Origin of the sequence: Chitinophaga chungangae (assembly GCF_017742215.1) — a bacterium.
Classification (GTDB): Bacteria; Bacteroidota; Bacteroidia; order Chitinophagales; family Chitinophagaceae; genus Chitinophaga; species Chitinophaga chungangae.
In genome coordinates this window covers 619,657-640,992 of record NZ_JAGHKP010000004.1, presented here as the reverse complement: position 1 = coordinate 640,992, position 21,336 = coordinate 619,657, and the positions used below count along the sequence as shown (strand labels likewise).

15 protein-coding genes are annotated in these 21,336 nt (G+C 54.5%); 1 reads left to right on the top strand and 14 read right to left on the bottom strand.

Features of this window, described 5'->3' with window-relative positions:
* Window positions 1–7: 7 nt before the first annotated feature.
* The 12 genes from J7I43_RS22185 to kduI form a co-directional block, all read right to left on the bottom strand.
* Window positions 8–2,938 carry a SusC/RagA family TonB-linked outer membrane protein gene (locus J7I43_RS22185; protein ID WP_209148065.1) on the bottom strand — a complete coding sequence of 977 codons (2,931 nt, stop codon included), beginning with the start codon at window positions 2,936–2,938 and terminating at the stop codon, window positions 8–10.
* Between the two features lie 1,056 nt (window positions 2,939–3,994).
* Window positions 3,995–5,035: a LacI family DNA-binding transcriptional regulator gene (locus tag J7I43_RS22180; RefSeq protein ID WP_209148064.1), complete on the bottom strand. Its 1,041-nt coding sequence runs from the start codon at window positions 5,033–5,035 to the stop codon at window positions 3,995–3,997.
* Between the two features lie 174 nt (window positions 5,036–5,209).
* Window positions 5,210–5,455 carry a hypothetical protein gene (locus J7I43_RS22175; RefSeq protein ID WP_209148063.1) on the bottom strand — a complete coding sequence of 82 codons (246 nt, stop codon included), beginning with the start codon at window positions 5,453–5,455 and terminating at the stop codon, window positions 5,210–5,212.
* Window positions 5,456–5,577: 122 nt separating this feature from the next.
* On the bottom strand, window positions 5,578–6,093 hold the full coding sequence (locus J7I43_RS22170; protein ID WP_209148062.1) for a hypothetical protein: 516 nt from the start codon (window positions 6,091–6,093) through the stop codon (window positions 5,578–5,580).
* A gap of 115 nt (window positions 6,094–6,208) precedes the next feature.
* Window positions 6,209–6,418 carry a heavy-metal-associated domain-containing protein gene (locus J7I43_RS22165; protein ID WP_209148061.1) on the bottom strand — a complete coding sequence of 70 codons (210 nt, stop codon included), beginning with the start codon at window positions 6,416–6,418 and terminating at the stop codon, window positions 6,209–6,211.
* A gap of 19 nt (window positions 6,419–6,437) precedes the next feature.
* On the bottom strand, window positions 6,438–8,654 hold the full coding sequence (locus J7I43_RS22160; RefSeq protein ID WP_209148060.1) for a heavy metal translocating P-type ATPase: 2,217 nt from the start codon (window positions 8,652–8,654) through the stop codon (window positions 6,438–6,440).
* Between the two features lie 87 nt (window positions 8,655–8,741).
* Window positions 8,742–10,991, bottom strand: a complete 2,250-nt coding sequence (locus J7I43_RS22155; protein ID WP_209148059.1) for a cation:proton antiporter — start codon at window positions 10,989–10,991, stop codon at window positions 8,742–8,744.
* Between the two features lie 143 nt (window positions 10,992–11,134).
* Complete coding sequence (locus J7I43_RS22150; protein WP_209148058.1) at window positions 11,135–12,322, bottom strand: glycoside hydrolase family 88 protein; 1,188 nt, start codon at window positions 12,320–12,322, stop codon at window positions 11,135–11,137.
* Window positions 12,323–12,330: 8 nt separating this feature from the next.
* On the bottom strand, window positions 12,331–13,377 hold the full coding sequence (locus tag J7I43_RS22145; protein ID WP_209148057.1) for a LacI family DNA-binding transcriptional regulator: 1,047 nt from the start codon (window positions 13,375–13,377) through the stop codon (window positions 12,331–12,333).
* Between the two features lie 13 nt (window positions 13,378–13,390).
* A complete protein-coding gene (locus tag J7I43_RS22140) occupies window positions 13,391–14,161 on the bottom strand; it encodes an SDR family oxidoreductase (protein ID WP_209148056.1) in 771 nt (256 codons plus the stop codon).
* 16 nt (window positions 14,162–14,177) lie between these two features.
* Window positions 14,178–16,349, bottom strand: a complete 2,172-nt coding sequence (locus J7I43_RS22135) for a glycoside hydrolase family 88 protein (RefSeq protein ID WP_209148055.1) — start codon at window positions 16,347–16,349, stop codon at window positions 14,178–14,180.
* Window positions 16,350–16,408: 59 nt separating this feature from the next.
* Entirely contained in the window at window positions 16,409–17,251 is an 843-nt protein-coding gene (gene kduI, locus J7I43_RS22130) for a 5-dehydro-4-deoxy-D-glucuronate isomerase (RefSeq protein ID WP_209148054.1), read from the bottom strand.
* 261 nt (window positions 17,252–17,512) lie between these two features.
* Between kduI and J7I43_RS22125 the strand changes: the two genes are divergently transcribed.
* Window positions 17,513–19,159, top strand: coding sequence for a UxaA family hydrolase (locus tag J7I43_RS22125; protein WP_209148053.1), 1,647 nt, complete (start codon window positions 17,513–17,515; stop codon window positions 19,157–19,159).
* A gap of 130 nt (window positions 19,160–19,289) precedes the next feature.
* On the opposite strand, the gene J7I43_RS22120 is transcribed toward J7I43_RS22125, so the two are convergent.
* Both J7I43_RS22120 and J7I43_RS22115 read right to left on the bottom strand, forming a co-directional pair.
* Complete coding sequence (locus J7I43_RS22120) at window positions 19,290–20,636, bottom strand: MFS transporter (RefSeq protein WP_209148052.1); 1,347 nt, start codon at window positions 20,634–20,636, stop codon at window positions 19,290–19,292.
* A gap of 35 nt (window positions 20,637–20,671) precedes the next feature.
* On the bottom strand, window positions 20,672–21,334 hold the full coding sequence (locus J7I43_RS22115; protein ID WP_209148051.1) for a beta/alpha barrel domain-containing protein: 663 nt from the start codon (window positions 21,332–21,334) through the stop codon (window positions 20,672–20,674).
* Between the last annotated feature and the right edge of the window lie 2 nt (window positions 21,335–21,336).

Genomic DNA, 21,336 nt, shown 5'->3' with positions numbered 1-21,336 from the left:
GGAATTTTTAGAACCCGAGCGTAAGGCCGAGGGTATAAGAACGTGTTCTGGGATAAAAACCGCGGCCGTCGATGCCGGTGGTGGCGCCGTTGTCTTCCAGCTCGGGGTCCAGGCCGCTGTAATCGGTGATGGTCACCAGGTTGCGGCCGGCCGCATACACGCGGAGGTTGCGCACGTAGTTGCCGCGGAATTTAAAGTTGTAGCCCAGCGACAGGTTATCCAGTTTCACGAAACCGCCCGGCTCCAGGTAATAATCGGAATACTGCGCAGGCTCTTTCAGCGCGGCATGTTTGGTGATGGCGGATTTCAGCACGTTGTTGGGTATCCAGGTCTGGTTGCCGAAATACATTTCCTTCAGGTTGAGGATGTCGTACCCGAGCTTGCCTCTCCAGAAAAGGGTCAGGTCCCAGCGTTTGTAACGCAGGTTGTTGTTCCAGCTGAACATCATCTTGGGCACGCCGTTGCCGATCACGCCGAGATCGTTTTCGTTGATGTCTCCCGCGCGCACTTTGGAACCGTCTTTTTTGTAGAACAGCCAGTTGCCGTCGTTATCGAAACCTGCAAAACGTTTGCCGTAGAAGTTGCCCATCGGGCCGCCTTCCACCACGCGGATGGCGGGGCCGAGATTGCCGGGCGAAGGCAGGTCTCCGTAGGTGAGCTTGTCGATACGGTACAGTTCGTTGGATAGGCTCAGCACGGTGTTCTGCTGGCGGTTAAACGTAATGTCCGTCGTATAGTTGAAATCTTTTTTCTGCACTACCACGCCGCTCAGCACGATCTCGAAGCCCCTGTTGCGGATGCTGCCCACATTGGTGTAGATGCTGCTGGTCACGAAGGGCGGCAGCTGCGTGTCGAAGGTGCCCAGCAGGTCTTTGGTATCGCGTTGGTATACGTCGAACGAACCGGAGATGCGGTTGCTGAACAGGCCGAAGTCGAGGCCTACGTTCCATTCGCCTTTCTTTTCCCAGCGCAGGTCCGGGTTCGGGTTGCGGGAGGGGCCGAAGGTTTCGTACCAGTTGCCGTTCTGCAGGTAAGCGCCGCCGGTGCCGAGCAATACGAGCGAGTTATAGCTGGTGAAACCGGAGTTGCCGGTTACGCCGTAACCCACGCGCAGTTTCAGCTGGTTGACGCTGCGGTTGCCTTTCATGAAATCTTCTTCACTGATGGCCCAGCCGAGAGAGGCGGCGGGAAAGTTCGCCCATTTGTTGTTCTCGCCGAATTTGGAAGAGCCTTCGCGGCGGATGATCAGCTGCGCGAAATATTTCTGCCTGAACGCGTAGTTCGCCCTCGCAAAAAACGCCACCAGTTTATAATCTACTTTGTTGCTGCTCATGCCCGCGCGGCCCAGCGTGCGCCAAAGGCCGTTGCCGAGGTTCCAGTCCTGGAACGCGTCGGTCAGGAAGCCGGAGTTGTTGGCGCTGAACTGCTCCACCGTGTTGTAGAAATAGCTGTAACCGCCCACTGCTGAGATCGTATGATCGTCGTTGATGGTGGTGTTATAATCGACGGTGGTTTCGAAGGTCTGGTCCAGCTCCATGCGGTTGGCTTTGTAAGCATAACCGCCGCCTTCGTAGCTCTGTTTGGAGGAATTGGATTCGCGCAGGCGGTACTGGCGGTCGTTCCAGGTATTTTTTACAATGGCGCCGAAAGCGGACACGCGAAGGCCTTTGAGCACTTCGAGGCTCAGCTTGCCGTCTCCCTGGATGGTCTGCTGGTCCCTTTCGCTGATTTCCTGTTCGAGGCGCGCAACCGGGTTGTAGTTGTTGAACGCGGAGGTTTCGATAAAGCTGCCGTCTGTATTCCTGATGGGCGCAGTGGGATTGCGTTGTACGGCCTGTTCGAAGTCGCCGGAGCTGCCGCCCAGCAGGTCGGCTTTATTGAAATTGGCAACGAGATTGGCCTGCATGGTGAGTTTGCCCTGCAAACCGGTTTGGTTGAAATTCAGGCGGCCGCCGTATTGCGTGCGGTTGTTGCGTTTGGCGATGCCTTCGGCGCGGTTGAAGAACACGGCGCCGCGGTAATTGGATTTGTCTGTACCGCCGGAAGCGTTGAGCGTGTAATACTGGCTGACGTTCTGCTTATTGATCAGTTCGTCGTAAATATCGGTGTTGCCGCCCAGATCGTTGGCGGGAGAAAGTTTGCGGTATTCGTCCGCGCTGAGCACTTCGGGCCTTTTTGCCACCGCGTCCGTCTGCACGTAAGAAGCGAAGTTGTATTGCGGGTCGCCGCTTCTGCCTTTTTGGGTGGTGATGAGAATTACGCCGCCGGTACCGCGGGTGCCGTAGATGGCTGCGGCGGAGCCGTCGCGGAGCACGTCGATGGAGGCGATGTCTTCCTGCTGCAACAGGTCCAGGTTACCGCCGGGCACGCCGTCTATCACGATGAGCGGGGCTACCGCGCCGCTGAGGGTGGCGATGCCGCGCATCTGTACGCTGGCGGAAGCGTTGGGGTTGTTGCCGTTCACGCGGGTGATGCTGAGGCCGGGCACTTTGCCCTGTACGAGGTCCATGGGCGAACGCGCGCCGCCGGCATTAAAATCTTCGGCTTTGATGGAGCTCACGGCGTTGGTGATCTCTTTTCTTTTGAGCGTGCCGTAACCTACCACTACCACGTCTTCCAGTGTTTTGGAAGATATTTTCAGCTGAACGTTCAGCGTAGTGTTGCCGCCGGTGGCCAGGGTAAGCGTTTCGTAACCGATGTAGGAAAATTCGAGTTGAGCGCCGGCGTTGGGCACGCTGATGGTGTAAGAACCGTCCGTTACGGTGGAAGTACCGGTGGTGGTGCCTACTACTCTAACGGTTACGCCGGGCAGCGGTGTATTGTCCTTTGCGTCCGTCACCTTTCCTTTGATGGTGATGGATTGTGCATAGGTGAGGGAGGTGGTGAGCAGCATCAGGAAGCTCAGCCAACTCGTGCGCATGGAAAACGTGGATCTCATTTTCATTGCAGTTGAAATTGGTTTGGTTTAAAAAGTAATGACATAGAAACCCCTGTCGCCCTTATAAAGAGCTGTTACGTCGATGCAAAAAAGTCTCGCCCCGGCGCTGACCGCACCGGGCAAAATCGATTTAGCAAAGGGTTTAAATAATGGCGGATTGGGTTAGGCAGTTTTTGGCTGCCGGATTGCTACCTTTTCATTGTTAGTTATTGAGATTTCAAAAAGCGGATCATAGTTGTGGAATCCGTCACTCGATCCAGTTTGGTTTCGATGTTAGTTTTGTTTCACGTTGAAAGCGTATTGCGGCTTCCGGTTTTTCTCACAATGTGTGTCTGTTTAGGAGCGTTTACCGCGCCCCTGGCGGTTTTTCAGTTTGCGTACCTGGAAGCGTTTTCAGCGACCTTTTCATTGTTCGTTTCACTGTTTAACGGCAACATCCCGGCTTTCGCCGGCATGTTCCTGTAGTTTTTCAATTGACATCCGAGTTGGCTAAATATATTCCGATAACGTTTCCTTCCTCTTCTTCCCCGGCATTATTGGGCATGCCGGCCTTCTCCGCATAATGACGATGCTCCGGGGCCGTGGTTGCAGCCACTGCCTGCAGAGCGTTGTTGCTGTTTCAACAAGTCAGGTTAGTTATACTTGATCGTACGAAAACCCAGCCGTGGCTTCATTTCCCGCATGCTAAATGCAAAATCGATTTAGCATTGATGTTTAAAAAAAGGCCCGAAGGGCTTTTGCTTACACTCCCGGGAATGACGGCACAGCATAAATGTATAATTATTTCACCGAAATTAACACTTTTTTAAGGAAAAAATATTTGAGCGAATGCTGAAACATAGCAGCAGTAAGCACTTCAGTCGATTGTAAAAAACTGCCGTCAATGCTCAAAGCACATTTTTATTCGGATATCCACTGCTTTTATCGCGGACAGATCTTCTTTCTGTTAAAGTTGTATAGCGGAAAGGTGTGCTCAGGTTTTGTTGACCGTTTTGAATCATTATAAACCCATAATGTTGTTCGACAGGACTTCAGCGGGGACCATATACGTTTACCTTACACCGACCCGCGTTTCACAAATTTTCCCGGCACCTGCACCTGCGTTTTCTTCGTCGCGCGCTGCCCTTTGTCCAGCTGGCTCATCAGCAGCCCCATCGCCGTTTTCGCGATCTCCTCTATCGGCTGCTGCACCACCGTGATGCCCGGAGGGTACAAACGGAAAATATCATGATCGTCAAAACAGATCATCGCGATATCGTCCGGGATCTTCATGCCCAGGCCCGCAATGCTTTCAAGGCCCAGTATCCCCAGGTAGTTGGTCGAAAAAAAGATCGCGTCCATCCCCTTGTTCTCCCGTATGAACTGTTGCATGCTCCGGATCGATTCCTCGCGCGGGCTGTTATACGCTATTTTTAATATCTGCTTGTTTTTTACGGCAATACGGTTGTTGCGGAGCGTTTCTTTGTACCCCTCCAGCCTGTCCTGCACTTGCACCAGTTCCATATCCACGGTCACAAAACCGATCTTTTTATACCCTTTGTCCAGCAAATGCTCCATCCCCTGTTTCACCCCGCCCATGTTGTCGATCAGCACATACGGCACCGCCAGCTCGGGAAAATAGCTGTCCATCAGCACTACCGGCCGCTTGTGCGCCAGCAGCTGCTGTATGTCCTTTTCCATGCCCGCCGCCGGGGTGATCAGGTAACCGTCTACCTGCTGCCGGCTGAGCATCCGGATCAGGTCGCTGCCCTTCTGGGCATTGTTTTCCGTACTGCAATACACGATATTATACCCGAAACGGTCCGCTTCGGTTTCGATCACTCTTGCCAATGCCGCAAAAAAACTGCCGGAGATGCTCTCCACGATAAGCCCGAGGGTTTTAGACTGCCCCGTTCTCAGGTTGACGGCCACGGAATGCGGCTGATAACCCGTTTTATTGACCACCGCCATCACTTTTTCCGCCAGTTCGTCGCTGATACGCATCTGGCGCGCTTTTCCATTCAACACGAATGATACGGTGGAAGGGGCTACTCCCGCCATTTTTGCTACGTCTTTAAGGGATAATCGCTTCATTTCCTGGCCTTTCATATCTTTCATGATATTCGCTACAATTTTAGGTTGGCCGGGTGCGGCTCGATCGAGGTTGATTTTTTCTTCAAAAACGGAATTTACAGCAAAAAACCGGTAATTCAGGCGCGGGGCCGAGATTCTTGTACGTCAAAGCATACCCGCACCGGCTTTGCCGGCGGAGCCCCCACGCTGCCGCATACACTAAATGCCCAGCGAATTGTCTACCCGCCGGTAATTCATCCGCCAAAGAATGTTGGCCAGTTTCCGGGCGGTGTTCTTTACAAACGTTTCGCTTTTTTCAGGAAAATACACATGCAGCGATTCATGCAGGCTCACTTCGAGGTGCTTGCGGCCATGCAGCCTGCTGTCTATCACAATGGTATTGATGCCGTAGTCAGACATCCCGTAGGCTTTTTCCCTTCCGAGTTTTTTATAGATGACTTTCATACGCCTGTATTTGCGTCAAAGGTACGAAGAAAGGTTATCGGCGCCGGACTGTTATGTCACGCGTACACGTTATTTCATCTTTGCTGGTCTGCATGAACCTGAAACGCACGAAAACGGTTCATTTATGCTTCGCCATTTATACTGAGATCATATATTTTTTTCGTGGTCAGGTTCACTTTCACCTGCCAGAAATGATTGCCCCCGTCGTGCGTCATCAGCACGCCTTTGTCCAGCGGGCCCGCTCCCCAAAGCGCATTCACCCAAACGATCCTTTCTCCCCCGATATTTACATACCCCACATACTGGCGGCGGTACCCGGCCAATTTTTGATGTACCGGGGGCAAGGGGTACGTACGGAATGTATCGACCGCCGGGATTTGCTCACGCAGGTATTTTTCCGCCAGCAACACATCCGCCAGCGAAAGCGCCGTTTTGCAGCGTTCATCGTCGGCGACCTTCCATTCAACTTCTTCCGGCCGGTAAATAAACCCGACCAGCCCGTTCAGTATAATGTATCGGGAATTTTCCCCGGCGATCCTTTTTTCCCATAACGCAACCTGCCGCCTGGTTTTCCAGTCGTGCACCTGCTTACAGGAACCGCAAAGGATAAGGATAAACGCGGCAACGATCCGGCTCATGCTTTAAAGTTATGCAATATAAATGATGCTGTTTTTTCAACTTTGCACAACCCGGTCACAAAAAAAACGGTCACGGCCTTTCAGCCGCAACCGTTGTATTCACATATATTCCCGTTTATAATGCCTCTGCTTTAAAGCCCGCTTTTTTCACGGCTTTCTCCACTTCTTCCGCCGAAAGCGTGCTGGTGGAAACGGTCAGTATCTTATCGGGATCGGCGATGTTCACTTCCCAGTGCGCGATCTCCTTTTCATTGTCCAGGTGAGGGCTTACCGATCTGACGCATCCGCTGCAATTGATGTTGGTCTTGAATTTTAACGTTTTCATGTTTCCTGTTTTATGTCAATTAAATTTTTGAAAGTTTTAAACGAAGACTGTTGCTCACTACCGACACGGAGCTCAGCGCCATGGCCGCTCCCGCCAGCATCGGGTCCAGCGCGAAGCCGGTGAGGGGTATCAGCAGGCCGGCCGCCACGGGTATGCCGATCACGTTGTAAATAAAGGCCCAGAAAAGGTTCTGGCGAATGAGGCGTACCGTTTTGCGGGACAGCCGGATGGCTTTGGGTATCTGCTGCAGGTCGGAAGAAATGAGCGTCATCATCGCCACGTCCATCGCGATGTCTGTACCTTTGCCCATGGCAATGCTCACGTCTGCCTGCGCCAGCGCATGACTGTCGTTGATACCGTCTCCCACCATCGCGACGGTTTTGCCCCGCTCCTGCAATTCTTTGATGAAGTCCGCTTTATCAGCAGGCAGCAGCCCGGCCTTCACCTGCCGGATGCCTGTTTCTTTCGCCACGGCCGTTGCGGTTTGCGGATTGTCTCCGGTGAGCATGTACACTTCGATGCCCATTTCCTGTAAACGTTTTACTGCGGCGGCGGAGCCGGCTTTTACCTTATCCGCTACTGCGATCGCGGCCAGCGCCTGTTTTTCGTTGGCGAACCAGATCACGGTGTGCGCATTGTTCAGCCAGGCGTCTGCCTGTTTGAGCAATGTGGCCGGTATGGTAATGTTGTGCTCGTCCAGCAGCTGCCGGTTGCCGGCGTAAAAAATCTTATCGCCAGAACGGCCCTGTACGCCGCGGCCGGTAATGCTTTCGAAATGCTGCAGCGCAGCCGGGGAAATTCCCTGGAAATGTTTCACCACCGCGTCGGCCAGCGGGTGCTCGGATTCTTTTTCGAGGGCGTACAGCACGCCGGTATATTGCAGGCGGTCCTGCTCGGAAACCCACGATTCGCCGGTTACGGCTGGTTTGCCTTCGGTGATGGTGCCGGTCTTATCGAGAATGAGCGCCTGGATGCGATAGGCTTTTTCGAGACTTTCCGCGTCTTTGATGAGGATGCCGTTTTCCGCGCCCTTGCCCATCCCCACCATGATGGCGGTAGGCGTGGCAAGACCCAATGCGCAGGGACAGGCGATCACCAGTACAGTCACCAGCGCGAGCAGGCCCTGGGTAAGACCGTTCTGTCCGCCCCAGGTTATCCACGCGGCAAAAGCGAGCAACGCGATGCCGATCACCACGGGCACGAAAATGCCGGCCACTTTGTCTACCAGCTTCTGCACCGGCGCTTTGGAGCCCTGCGCTTCCTGCACTTTGCGGATGATCTGCGCCAGCAACGTATCGCCGCCTACCTGTTTCGCCCTGAACCGGAAACTGCCTTTCTGGTTAAGCGTTCCCGCAAACACCTCCGTGCCGGTTTCTTTGGCTACGGCCACGGGCTCACCTGTGATCATGCTTTCGTCCACATACGATTTTCCCTGCACCACCACGCCGTCTACCGGCACCTGTTCGCCTGGTTTTACCAGCAGCACGTCGTTCACCTGCACGTCTGCCAGGGGCACCGGTTCTTCGGTCCCATTTTCGCGGATGCGCGTGACCGTATTCGGCTGCAGGCCCATGAGTTTTTTGATGGCCGAGGAAGTGGAGGCTTTGGCCCTTTCTTCGAGCAGCTTGCCGAGCAGGATAAAGGCGATCACCACGGCCGCGGCCTCGAAGTACACGTGTGCGTGCAGGCCGCGCTGGTGCCAGAAACCGGGATTTAAAGTATTGAATATGCTGAAGCTGTACGCAATGCCGGTGCTGAGAGCCACCAGCGTGTCCATGTTCGCCTTGCCGAAACGCGCCTGTTTCCATGCGTTGATGAAAAACTGGCGGCCCAGCACGAGCACTACCGGCGTAGCCAGCGCCCACATGATGTAGTTGGCGTACGGCAGGTCCATCCAGAACATGCCGATGATCACCAGCGGGATGGAAAAAAGCACGGCCCATACCGTTCTTTGTTTCAGCGAGCGGTAATGCGCGCGCTGATGGTCTTCAAGACCGGCCGCGGCGTTATCGGTCAGCAGGTCGTACCCGACGGACTGAATCGCTTTTTTCCATCCGCCGAAATCGGCGGCAGCCGGCAGGTATTCCACGAGCGCGGAGCTGTTGGCGAAGTTCACGGCTACAGACAAAATACCCGGCTGCGCTTTGAGCATGCTCTCCACTGAGCCCGCGCAGGCAGCGCAGCTCATGCCTGTGACGGGGAAATTCTGTTTGACCGGTTGTTCCTTTGTAAGCATCTTCTGGTTCTTTTTTGATGATACAAAGGTCGCCCGTAGCGGCCCCACGGCCGTTATACAATTAGGGGAAAGATTTACATGATTTTCTTACGCGGGCTTTTTCGGCGTTTCGCCTTTGGTCCTGAACAGGGCGGCCGTTCTGCGGGGATTGCCCACTACCCATACCACGTCGCCATCTTCGAGCAGCATGTCAGACACGGGGTTGAGAATACGCTGGTCTCCGCGCTCGATGCCCACCACCATGCTGTGCGCAAGCTCGCGGATGCCGCTCTGGCGGATGGTTTTGCCAAACACCTGGCTGCCGGGCTGTACGTCGTAGCGGCGCAGCTCCACTTCGGAGCGGGCCTGGGTCAGCGAGGGCACGTGGTATTCGATATAGTTGCGGAAAGCGGTGATCTGTTCGTCTGTACCGATCACCTGCAAGCGGTCCCCGGGGTATAGCCGTTCGGATTTGGGCGGAATGGGGATCAGCCGTTCGCCTCTTTCGATCAGGGCGATATTGACGCCGTATTTCTCGCGCAGGCCCAGCTCTTCGAGGGTGCGGCCCACGCCTTCCCAATCGGCATGTACGTTAAACGAGGCCAGGTGCGCATCCCAGGGAGCGAGCACGGGCTCTTTTTTCTTTTGCGCTTCGGCGGCCGCTTCGCGGGCGTTGAAGTTGGAGAAAAAACGCGCTTCGAGGCGGTCGTAAAACACCTGTATGCGTTTAGAGAATATGATCAGTATGGCTACGATGAGCAGGGTAACGGTAAAAGCCACGCCGAAGGAGAAGAACCGGCCTACCATGAAACCGATCAGGAATACGGACAGCGTGATGCGCGCGATACGCAGCAGCGCCAGCGGGCCTTTGTATTTGTTCTGCGACCGCAGGTTCGAATAGGCTTTGCCTTGCACCTGCCGCACCGCCAGCGCCCAGAGGAACGGGGCCATGGCCAGGAAAGTGACCACCGCGGTCACGATCTTGCCCGATCTTACGCCCACCAGCTCGTTGGCTTTGGGAAGGATGTAAATGGAAGACAGCAGCCCGATGGCGAGCAGGATCACGGCACAAACCACGGTGTTGGTCAGGTACCCTTTGAGCACCACCTGCCAGTCCGAGGCCTGGGAGATGGTCTGTGCGCCGCTGCTGTAGCGGGCCAGCGAGGCTTTCCATTTTTCGGGGAGGCGCTTGTCCAGCCAGTTGTAAAACGGTTCCGCCACTTTGATCATGTACGGGGTGGTAAAGGTGGTGACTGCCGAAACGGCCACTGCAATGGGATACAGGAAATCGCTGGTTACTTTCAGCGTAAGCCCGAGCGTGGCGATGATAAACGAGAACTCACCGATCTGCGCAAGGCTCATACCGGCCTGCACGGAAGATTTTAGCGGCTGGCCGGATAAAACCGCGCCCAGCGTGGTGCTCAGCGTTTTGCCCAACAGTGTGATCACCGTGATGAGGATCACCGGCCCAAGGTACAGCTGCAGCATTTTCGGGTCTATCAGCATACCGACGGACACGAAAAATATAGCGCCGAACAGGTCTTTCACGGATTTAACGAGGTGCTCGATCTTCTCCGCCTGCGTGGTTTCAGCCAGGATGGAGCCCATGATAAAAGCGCCCAATGCCGCGGAAAAACCCACCTGCGTCGCCAGCACCACCATCAGCAGGCACAGCGCGATGGCCGTGACCAGCAGCGTCTCTTCGCTCATCAGCTTTTTTGTTTTCTTCAGCAATGTGGGTATAAAAAATATGCCGCCTATAAACCAGAGGATCAGGAAAAACACGAGTTTCACCACAGAGATCAGCATTTCCGTGCCGGCGAACTGCTGGCTGACGGCTAGCGTGGACAGCAGCACCAGCAGCACGATCGCGATCAGGTCTTCCACCACCAGGATGCCGAACACAAGCCCGGCGAATTTCTGGCCCTTCACGCCCAGCTCTTCGAAAGCCCTGATAATGATGGTCGTGGAGGAAATGGAGAGAACGCCGCCGAGGAAAATACTGTCCATCGTGCTCCATCCCAGCAGCTTACCCGTTACAAAACCGAAGCCCAGCATCACCACCACTTCCACAAAAGCCGTGACGGAGGCCGATCCGCCAACTTTCATCAGCTTTTTGAAGCTGAACTCGAGGCCGAGGCTGAATAAAAGGAAGATCACCCCTATTTCCGACCAGATCTGGATGTTGTCTTTTTCCTGTACGGTAGGGAACAAATCGAAGTATGGGCCTACCAGGATGCCGGCTATGAGATAGCCCAGCACCAATGGCTGCTTCAGTTTTTTAAAGATCAACGTTGTAACTGCCGCCGCCCCCAGGATGAGGGCAAGGTCCATAATAAGATTTGGTAAATGAATCATACTCCCTTCGTTTAGTTATCGATTGTGGCTAAAATAACAAAAAAAACCGGGAGAGCGGGTGAATACAGAACAAGGAATGCAGCGCGGTGGCTGCATTCCTTGTCAATTAAGGTCAAATCGGTAATATTAAAATCTTATTAAAATTATTTGCCGGCCCATTGTTTGTAACGCAGCATTCCTTCGAGGAAATAATAATCGGCGTAAGACAGCGGCACGTCTATTTCGGAATTGCCGGGCATGGAACCGGTGCTGTGCATGAGGATGAAGTTGTTGTTCTCCCCTTCTTTCGCGCGGTATGCCGGGCTTGCGAGGCTCGCTAATGCGTCCGCGCCGGCATTCCAGTAACGTTTGCTTTCGGTTTTATTGGTGTACCTGCTCAGCTCCAGCAGCGCGCTGGCCATTACGGCCGCAGCGGACGCGTCGCGGATGGCGTTGGGGATCTCGGGCGCATCGTAATCGTAATATGGCACGAGGTCTTTGGGCATATGCGGGTGGTTGAGCATATAATCGGCGATGTGGCGCGCCTGGTCCAGGTATTTTTTGTCTTTGGTCTCGCGGTACATCATGGTGTAGCCATACAGTCCCCAAGCCTGGCCGCGGCTCCATGCGGAAGCGTCAGAATGGCCCTGGTGGGTCTTTTTGGCGATCACCTGCCCGGTGATGGTATCGTAATCGATCACGTGGTAAGAGCTGTAATCGTCGCGGAAGTGATTTTTCATGGTCGTGTTCGCGTGGTTCACCGCGATGTTCCAGAAGGTGCTGTCGCCGCTGTTTTTAGTGGCCCAGCAAAGCATTTCGAGGTTCATCATGTTGTCGATGATCACGGGGCACTTCCAGCCGGAGTGGTCCCAGCTGCGGATGGCGCCGATGGTGGGCTTGTAACGTTTGATGAGGGAGCGCGAGCTGGTCATCAGTATGTCTTTGGCCGCGGGCGTGCCTTCCAGCCGGAGCTCGTTACCAAAGCTGCAGTACATCAAAAAGCCGAGGTCGTGCGTATTGGTGCGGTACTGGTCGGGCAGCAGGTATTGCTGGCGTTTGAGCGCTTCCTGTTTAAAGGCCGGGTCTTTGGTGGCTTCGTACAGGTACCAGCAGCTGCCGGGGTAGAACCCCGCCGTCCACCAGTTGAACTTCGCGGTCATGAGGCTGCCGTCTTTATTGGTGGAGCGGGGAAAAAGGGAATCCGGCAGGTTCTGCATCATGTGTTTGTACTGTTTTGCAGAGAACTGAAGGCTTTCGTCTGCCAGCGCCTTCATTTTTTTTACCGATAATTTCGTTTGCGCCTGGGCGTGGAAAGCCCCGAAGGCGAGTAATAAAAAGACAATCTTCTTCATAATGTGGATCATTTTTTCTTTTTGGAAGTTCCCGCGGAACTTTCCCTTGCTACTAACTGTATCGGCACAATTTCCTGCGAATGCCGGTAGGCGGGCGGGTGTTTGGCCTGTATAAGGTCCATCAGTGCGGCTACCACCCTTTCGCCCATGGTGGCGGGGTACTGGTCTACAGACGTGATGGAGGGCGTTACGATCTCCGTGCGGGGGTCGTTGGAATAACCCACGATCTTGCAATCTTCCGGCACGCTGATGCCGTTTTTGCGGCAGTATTCCAGCAGGGTGATGGCGGTGGTGTCGTTGGTGGCGAAAATCCCGTCGGGCGCGGGTTTCTGGGAAAAGATCTTCTCGGCCGTGGCCCATGCGTTCTCGCGGGTGAGCTCATGGAAAAACACGCGCGGCTTTTTGAAAGGCTGCTTGTATTTCTGCAATGCTTCCTTGTACCCTGCCAGCCTTTCCTTGTACAGGTTGCAGGTAAGCGGGCCGGAGATGTGAACGATGTCTTTGCAGCCCTGTTCGATCAGGTGCTCGGTGGCCAGGAAACCTCCCAGGAAATCGTCGCCTTTGATCACTTTCACGTTGTAATCCTTGGTGGGCACGCGGTCGAAAAAGACGAGCGGGATGTTTTGCTGTTTGAATATGTCGAAGTGGGAAAAATCGGTGGTGTACAGCGTGGCTGAAACCGCCAGCCCGTCTACGCGCGCCGAGTACAGGGTGTTGGCCAGGGCGATCTCCTGCTCGAGGGAATCGTTGCTCTGGCAGATGATGAGGTTGTACCCGTATTCCATCAGTTTGTTCTGGATGATAGTGCTGATGGTGGCGGGGTAGAACATGGAGATGCGCGGCACGATGAGGCCGATGGTCTTGCTTTTGTTGTTGCGAAGACCGGCGGCCATGGCGTTGGGGCGGTAGCCCAGCTTCCGCGCCATCTTTTTCACCCTGTCTTTTGTTTTGGCGCTGATGTTAGGGTGGTCATTCAGGGCACGGGATACCGTAGACACGGAGAGGTTCAGCTCTTCGGCGATATCTACGATCGTTTTCTCGGAACGTACGGACATATTGGTTAATTATTTACCTGCCCATCCAGCCGCCGTCTACCGTCATTACGGTGCCGTGCATGTAGCTGGATGCGTCAGAGGCCAGAAATACGACCGGTCCTGTAAAGTCTTCCGGCTCGCCCCAGCGCGCGGCGGGGATGCGTTCCAGTATGCTCTGGCTGCGCTTCTCGTCGGCACGGAGGGCTGCTGTGTTATCCGTGGAAATATAACCCGGCGCGATGGCATTCACGTTTACGCCTTTGGATGCCCATTCGTTGGCGAATGCTTTGGTAAGCTGGCCTACCGCGCCTTTGCTGGCTGCGTAACCCGGCACGTTGATGCCGCCCTGGAAAGTGAGCAGCGAAGCCGTAAAGATCACCTTGCCGCTTCCGCGCTCCAGCATGCCTTTCCCGATCTCGCGGGTAAGTATGAACTGGGCGGTCTGGTTAATGGCGATCACTTCGTCCCAGTATTCGTCGGGGTGTTCCGCGGCAGGCTTGCGCATAATGGTGCCCGCATTGTTCACGAGAATGTCTATCACCGGAAAATCCTTTCGGACCGTTCCAATAAAAGTATGCAATGCTTCGCGCTTCCCAAAATCGCATTGGTAGGCTTTGAACCTGCGGCCGGTGGCCAGCACCGCTTTTTCCACCTCGCTGCCGGTCAGCTCCAGCGACGCCGAAACGCCGATAACGTCTGCCCCCGCCTCTGCCAGCGCCACTGCCATGGCTTTGCCGATGCCTCTTTTACACCCCGTTACCAGGGCGGTTTTGCCTTTCAGGCTGAATAGATCGAGTACGCTCATGATGCGGATTATTTTTTTACTTGGAAATTTTAACCCTTACAGGTTTCCGGAGCCGTTCGGCCTGCTGGCGCAGGTAGGTGAACCACTGGTCCGCGCCGGTGATGATGCCGGCTTTGTTCCAGGCTCCCCCTGTGTAGTAAGTTACGGTTTTGTTCTTATCCGTTGCGGACACGGTCAGGATGTGGCCTTTCTCCACTTTCATCTCCTTTACCGGGCTCAATACCACGCAACCGATGCCGGTTATGCCGTCTTCCCCATGCTGCGGCTCCCAGTAACCCATCACGCCTTTCCCTTCTTCCAGCAGGATGGTGCCCGCTTCCTTGCGTTTGCTGATGCCGATGGCCACGGGCAGCTCGTCTGTATACCGGATCACCATTTTGCTGAGCTGCGCATGCGCGTCGATGGAAACGGTCTTGGTAACGTTCACCTGTTTCCCGTTCACGTTCCAGGGCTCGTATCCCAACTCGAAAGTAGTGCGCAGCGCGCCGCTGTCGATAATGCGCTGGGCGGTGTAGTTGCGGGAATGCCAGATGCTGTCGCCCACGTACGGCGCAATGCCGCCGGCGCCGAGCATCAGGCCCACATGATAATAATCGAGGCCGTCGCCGTCGTCTTTATGATAATTGGTGCGTTTGTACCATTTGTCGATCACGAGATTGCCCGTGCGTTTGTTCCAGAAGTCAACGCCATATGCCATTTCCTTGGGAGTGGCTTCCAACGCGCGGCCATACATTCTGAAGGCTACGCGGTCGTTTTCCCAGGCAAAGTCGTCTTTTCTTTCAGGCACATAGCGGCCGTACGTTTTTTTCACGACCGGCGCGGGCAGTCCTTCTTCGAGGGTGGCCATCACTTTGGCCCCTGGCGCCAGCGGCGCGTCTACCAGTATTTTCACGGGCTCTTTCTGCCCTTCGTAAATAAGCTGGTAAGCGTATTCTTCGCCGGTGATGGCATTGGTGATTTTGAAAGGCCCCCTGCGCAAAGGTTTCCAACTGTCGGCCAGCGTTTTGTAATCCATCTCGGTCAGCCCGGAAGGCGCGCCGGCGGGGTTATACAGTTCGATGGTCACGGGCCATACCTGCTCTTTGACGCTCATTTTCAGCAGCTCGGTACCGGCCAGCAGGTAAGCGCCCACGCCGTATACTTCGGTATCGTCTGCCGTGGCTTTTCCCGGCGCGGCGGCGATCATCTGCACAAAACCGAGCTTGCCATTGGGCTGCACGGAAGATTGTAAAGCCGCCCAGCCTTTCACCAGCACGGGGCGATAGGTTTCTTTCGGCAGCAAACCATTGTTCACGCCCCAGGCGATGGCGTACAGGAAAAAGCCTGTGCCGCTGGTTTCTTTGGCGGGATAACTCTCCTGGTCCAGCAAAGCCGCGTGCCAGGTGCCGTCCGCATTCTGCAATGAAGCTACTTTGGCGGCCATTTCTTTGAACTGCCGCTCGAAAGCCGCGCGGGCAGGGTCTCCCGGCTGAATGTTGTTGAGCATGCGCACGAGGCCGCCCATCACCCAGCCATTGCCGCGGCTCCAGAATACGGGCTGACCGTTCTTTTCTTTTTGATTGAAATAACGGCCGTCCCGGAAGTAGAGTGAATTTTCTTTGCTGTAAAGAAAGTCTGAAGTTTTCCACCAGAGTTTGATGGCGGTCTGCAAATATTTCGGCTCGCCGGTAACGGTGGAAAGGTACGCCAGTGCGGGCGGGCCCATGAACAGCGCATCGCACCAGGCCCATTCGCGGCTGTGGATATTGTTCACCCATTCCAAGCTTTCGGTATGCGGTTGCGCCACGATGCTGTCCGCCAGCCTGCGCCAGCGGCTGATCATGTAATCTTCGCCATAAACGCCGTAAAGCTGCGAATAGGTTTGCCCCACACAATAATCGTCTGCGAAAAACCGGCGGCGGCCCGCATCCCAGTTGTTTTCAGCGGAAATATCGATCAGCCGTTGAAAGTACTGTTGGTCGTTCGCATATTCTGCGAACGCATACACGCCGGCATACAGCGCACCATTGGTCCAGTCGGTTTTGGCGTGCTGCCAGCCTTCTTTTTCGAGGTAGCGGAATTGCCAGCCGGCGACCTTTTTCATGGACGCCATGATCGAATCAGGAAGAAGGCGTTGCTGGGCTGCGGCGGGAAAAGCCAGTCCCAGTGCGACGCAGGAGCATACGCACCATTGAGTGAATTTCTTCATGGATCTTGAGTATCAGTTATAACGTATATGCATTGCCGGTAGTACGGCAAAAATGCGGTCTATTTCAGGTCGGGAATGGCGCAATGGTCCATATCTCCATAGTCCAGGTTTTCGCCGGCCATGCCCCAGATAAACGTGTAGTTGCTGGTGCCTGCGCCGGAGTGGATAGACCATGGCGGGGAGATCACCGCTTCGTTGTTCTGCATCCAGATGTGGCGCGTTTCCTGCGGCTCGCCCCAGAAGTGGCATACAGACTGCCCCTGCGGCACTTCGAAATAAAAATACACTTCCATGCGGCGGTCGTGCGTATGCGCGGGCATGGTGTTCCAGGTATTGCCGGGTTTCAGTTCCGTCATGCCCATCTGCAGCTGGCAGGTAGGCAGCACCGAATTCACCAGCAGTTTATTAATGGTGCGGTGGTTGGAAGTTTCCTGCGCGCCCAGCGTTACGATATCCGCTTCCGCGCGGGTGATGCGGCGTGTGGGATAGGTCATGTGCGCGGGCGTGGAGTTCAGGTAAAAACGGGCCGGTTCGGCGCCGTTGTTGCTGGAAAAGATCACTTCCTGTTTGCCTTTGCCGATGTACAGCGCTTCTTTGAAGCCGAGGTCGAACACCTCGCCGTCCACGCTCACCTTCCCGGCCCCGCCGGTATTGATGATGCCGAGCTCGCGACGCTCAAGGAAATAGTTTGCCTTGAGAGGGTCTACGGTTTCCAGTTTCACGGATTGTTTTACGGGCATTACGCCGCCGGTAATAAAGCGGTCGTAGTGGCTGTATACCAGTTTTACCTGGTCTTCGATAAAAAGCGGGGTGATAAGTAGTGCTTCCCTTGTTTGCGCAGTGTCCCAGGCTTTCGCTTCCCGGGGACTGCTGGCGTATCTAGTTTCAACAGACGTGTTCATCAAAAAGTGGATTTTAAAATGTTCCGTAAGGTTGCAAATATTATCAAATTCTGGTTGATAACCCCGGAAAGATAGCACGAAATGACGAGAAATGCAAACGTTTGCATTCAATTGCCATAAAACAGTCTGTTCTATGTCTCCGGTCGCACTGACAGGCTGTTTTACCCCGGCACTTTTGTACCTTTGTGCGGGTTAATATCCAATCACAAAAACAGATTTTAGTATTAACGCGGCTTCGGCAAATGCGCTATTTTGCAAATCATGAACACGTATCTTCAGATTCATCCGAAAGACAATGTGCTGGTGGCTTTACAGGATTTACCGGCAGGGCAGAATATTCAGTTTAATGGCTCAACAATTCAGTTAAAACAGAACATTCCCGCTAAACATAAATTTCCGCTCAAACCGCTTACAGCGGGCGATCCCGTACTCATGTACGGCGTACTGGTGGGCAAGGCCGTTACAGATATCCGGGAGGGTGAGGCCATTACGGTCAAGAACCTCCAGCACGATGCGGACACCTTCCATGCCAAAGACGACAGCATCAACTGGCATAAGCCAGACGTAAGCCGCTGGCAGAACACCACGTTCAACGGTTTTCACCGGGAAGACGGGCAGGTGGGCACCCGCAATTACTGGCTCGTGATACCGATGGTATTTTGCGAGAACAGGAATGTGAACGTGATCAAGACAGCTTTTGAGAAGGGGCTGGGTTTCGCGCCTACCGAAGTATACAACGAACAGGTGAGCGACCTGGTGAACCTGTATAAAAGCGGCAACCTGGAAGGCATTAAAAACTACCGGCCGGAAGAAGCGGCCAAAGCCGCCAAACGCAACCCGGTGTTCCCGAACATCGACGGCGTGAAATTCCTGATCCACGAAGGCGGATGCGGGGGCACCCGGCAGGATTCCGATGCGCTCTGCGCATTGCTCGCCGGATACATCCATCATCCCAACGTGGCGGGCGCTACCGTGCTGAGCCTCGGCTGCCAGCACGCGCAGGTGTCTATCCTGCAGAGCGCGCTGAAAAAACTCAACCCGAACTTCACCAAACCCGTACTCGTATACGAACAGCAAACCAGCGGATCGGAGTTCAACATGCTTTCCACGGCGATTAAAGACACATTCCTCGCATTGGTGGAAGCCAATAAAACGGAACGCAGGCCCGCTCCTCTTTCCAAGATCGTGATCGGGCTGGAATGCGGCGGGTCAGACGGGTTCTCCGGCATCTCCGCCAATCCCGCCATCGGTCATACTTCCGATCTGCTGGTAGCGCTCGGCGGCACTACCATTCTTTCCGAGTTTCCCGAGTTGTGCGGCGTGGAACAGGAACTGATCAACCGTTGCGAGAACGATACGACGGCAGACAAGTTCATTTCCATCATGCGTGCATACGAAAGCCAGGCGCAGATGGTGGGCTCCGGTTTTCATATGAACCCGTCCCCCGGCAACATCAAAGACGGGCTGATCACAGACGCGATCAAATCGGCGGGCGCTGCCAAAAAAGGCGGCACCTCACCGGTAACGGACGTGCTGGATTATACCGAATATGCGACCAAACCCGGGCTGAACCTGCTTTGCACGCCGGGCAACGACGTGGAATCCACTTCCGCTGAGGTGGGCTCCGGCGCTTCCGTGGTGCTGTTCACTACCGGCCTGGGCACGCCCACAGGCAACCCCATCGCGCCGGTGATAAAACTCTCTACCAACACACGCCTCGCCCAGCGTATGCCCGATATTATCGACATCGATACCGGCAGCATCATCAGCGGTCAGAAATCCATCGAACAAATGGGTGAAGACGTGCTCGATTACGTGGTGAAAGTTGCGAGCGGCGAAGTGCGCACCAAGGCGGAAGATCTGCACCAGGACGATTTTATTCCCTGGAAACGCGGCGTGAGCCTTTAAAGTTTTCAAACGGTTTAGCAGAATACAACAGCGGCGTGCATCAACAGCACGCCGTTTTTTTGTGCCCATCCGAAAACAAAAAGGGCCGGATCATAAGACCGGCCCTTTTTTATGTCCTGTGAAAGATTTTCTAGTTCGTTTCCACGTAACGCAGGTTCTCGTCTCTCGCTCTCATTTTCGGCATGATCAGGTGGATCGCCAGCAGGGCCACCAGGTACAAACATCCCGCGATGAGGAATGCGAAGAAGTAACCGGATTTTCCGCTGCTGTCCAACACCCTGCCGAGGCTGAGGTTGGCTCCCGCACTGGCCAGCGCGCCTACCATGCCACCGATGCCTACCACGGAAGCGGTCGCTTTTTTCGGGAATACGTCAGACACGATGGTGAAAATATTGGCAGACCATGCCTGGTGGCCGCCGGCCGCCAAACCGATCAGCAATACCGCTACCCACTGGTTGTCTGTCTGCGTAGCGAAAGCAACCGGCATGATCAGGATCGCGCAAAGCAGCAACGTGGTTTTACGTGATTTATTGATGGTCCAGCCCATTTTGATGAATTTGGAAGAGAGCCAGCCGCCTACGATGCTGCCGATATCGGAGATCAGGTAGATGGTCATCATCGGCAATGCAAGGCCTTTCAGTTCCAGCCCGAATTGCGCGTGCAGGAAAAAGCCGCCCCAGAAGAGGTAGAACCACCAAACGGCGTCTGTGGTTTTTGCGATGGCGAACGCCCATGTTTCTTTCAGGCCGAACACTCTTTTCCAGGGCAAACGCTGGTTGTTTTCCACCACGGTATCGCTGAGGATATAATCCAGTTCCGCTTTGCTTACTTTGGGATGAACTTCCGGTTTTTTGTAAGTGGTGAGCCAGATCACCAGCCATACTGCACTGAACACGAAGGTGACACAGAAGGCGAACTGCCAGTTCGTACCATCGTTCATTACCACCAGCGGCACGATCAACGGTGCGAGAATGGCCCCGATGTTCGTACCGGCGTTAAATATGCCGGTCGCAAAAGCGCGTTCTTTTTTGGGAAACCATTCCGCCACCGTTTTGATACAGGACGGGAAGTTGCCCGATTCGCCGATGCCCAGGCCAAAACGAGCCACGGCAAAGCCGATCCAGCCCATGCTTTTGGTAACAAGCGCGTGCGCCAGGCTGAAAACGCTCCAGATACCGATGGATATGGCATACCCGAACTTGGTGCCCAGGCGGTCTACCAGCCCGCCCATCAGCAGCATGCCCAGGGCGTAAGCGATCATAAAAGAAAAGTTGATATTGCTGTACTCTGTATTGGTCCAGTGAAACACGTGATTCTGCAAGGTGGGCCCCAGCACGCCGATGATGCTTCTGTCTACATAGTTAATGGTGGTTGCCACGAATAACATAGCCAGGATGCGCCACCGGTACTTGCTCACTTTCTCTGTAACCTGCTGCATGCCCGACGCGGCAGGGTCCTTAATTTCTATTTGGCTCATAACGGGTATTTAGGAATAAAAAATGAAATCTCAATTTACTTCGCATTTCCGAGTAATGCAAACGTTTGCTTGATTTTAGCGCTTAATCCTTTCCAGTCCTGCTGATCAATAGCGCTTTTTGAAATGAGGTTAGACCCCATGCCCACGCATACCACGCCGGCGCCGAACCACTGGTCCAGGTTGTCTTTCTCGGGTTCCACTCCCCCGGTTGGCATAAAGCGGAGCGAGGGGAACAAAGGTTTGATCGCTTTTACAAAACCCGGGCCCAGTGAGCTGCCGGGGAATAATTTTACCAGTTGCGCTTCGTTTTTTTCCGCCACGGAAATTTCCGTGGGCGTCATGCAGCCCGGCACCCAGAGAATGCCCTGCTCTTTGCAATACGCCGCAGTTTCGGGATCTACCACCGGGCATACGATAAAGTCCGCGCCCATGTCGGTATACGCTTTCGCGTCCGCCGCGTTTTTAATGGTGCCGATGCCCAGGTACATATCGGGCATGGAAGCGGTTTTTATATCGCGCAGCACGGCGAAGTTATGACGGGCATGCTCTCCCCGGTTGGTAAATTCAAATACACGGATGCCGCCTTCGTAGCAGGCTTTCATCACTTCCACGCATACCGCGGGGTCTTCATGATAAAAAACCGGCACTACCTTCGTGGCTTCAAATGCCTGTATGATCGTATCTGCGTTTGGTCTCATTA

Coding starts and splice junctions, on each gene's coding strand:
- J7I43_RS22185 (WP_209148065.1), bottom strand. CDS start 2,938: ATGAGATCCACGTTTTCCATGCGCACGAGTTGGCTGAGCTTCCTGATG.
- J7I43_RS22180 (WP_209148064.1), bottom strand. CDS start 5,035: ATGAAAGATATGAAAGGCCAGGAAATGAAGCGATTATCCCTTAAAGAC.
- J7I43_RS22175 (WP_209148063.1), bottom strand. CDS start 5,455: ATGAAAGTCATCTATAAAAAACTCGGAAGGGAAAAAGCCTACGGGATG.
- J7I43_RS22170 (WP_209148062.1), bottom strand. CDS start 6,093: ATGAGCCGGATCGTTGCCGCGTTTATCCTTATCCTTTGCGGTTCCTGT.
- J7I43_RS22165 (WP_209148061.1), bottom strand. CDS start 6,418: ATGAAAACGTTAAAATTCAAGACCAACATCAATTGCAGCGGATGCGTC.
- J7I43_RS22160 (WP_209148060.1), bottom strand. CDS start 8,654: ATGCTTACAAAGGAACAACCGGTCAAACAGAATTTCCCCGTCACAGGC.
- J7I43_RS22155 (WP_209148059.1), bottom strand. CDS start 10,991: ATGATTCATTTACCAAATCTTATTATGGACCTTGCCCTCATCCTGGGG.
- J7I43_RS22150 (WP_209148058.1), bottom strand. CDS start 12,322: ATGAAGAAGATTGTCTTTTTATTACTCGCCTTCGGGGCTTTCCACGCC.
- J7I43_RS22145 (WP_209148057.1), bottom strand. CDS start 13,377: ATGTCCGTACGTTCCGAGAAAACGATCGTAGATATCGCCGAAGAGCTG.
- J7I43_RS22140 (WP_209148056.1), bottom strand. CDS start 14,161: ATGAGCGTACTCGATCTATTCAGCCTGAAAGGCAAAACCGCCCTGGTA.
- J7I43_RS22135 (WP_209148055.1), bottom strand. CDS start 16,349: ATGAAGAAATTCACTCAATGGTGCGTATGCTCCTGCGTCGCACTGGGA.
- kduI (WP_209148054.1), bottom strand. CDS start 17,251: ATGAACACGTCTGTTGAAACTAGATACGCCAGCAGTCCCCGGGAAGCG.
- J7I43_RS22125 (WP_209148053.1), top strand. CDS start 17,513: ATGAACACGTATCTTCAGATTCATCCGAAAGACAATGTGCTGGTGGCT.
- J7I43_RS22120 (WP_209148052.1), bottom strand. CDS start 20,636: ATGAGCCAAATAGAAATTAAGGACCCTGCCGCGTCGGGCATGCAGCAG.
- J7I43_RS22115 (WP_209148051.1), bottom strand. CDS start 21,334: ATGAGACCAAACGCAGATACGATCATACAGGCATTTGAAGCCACGAAG.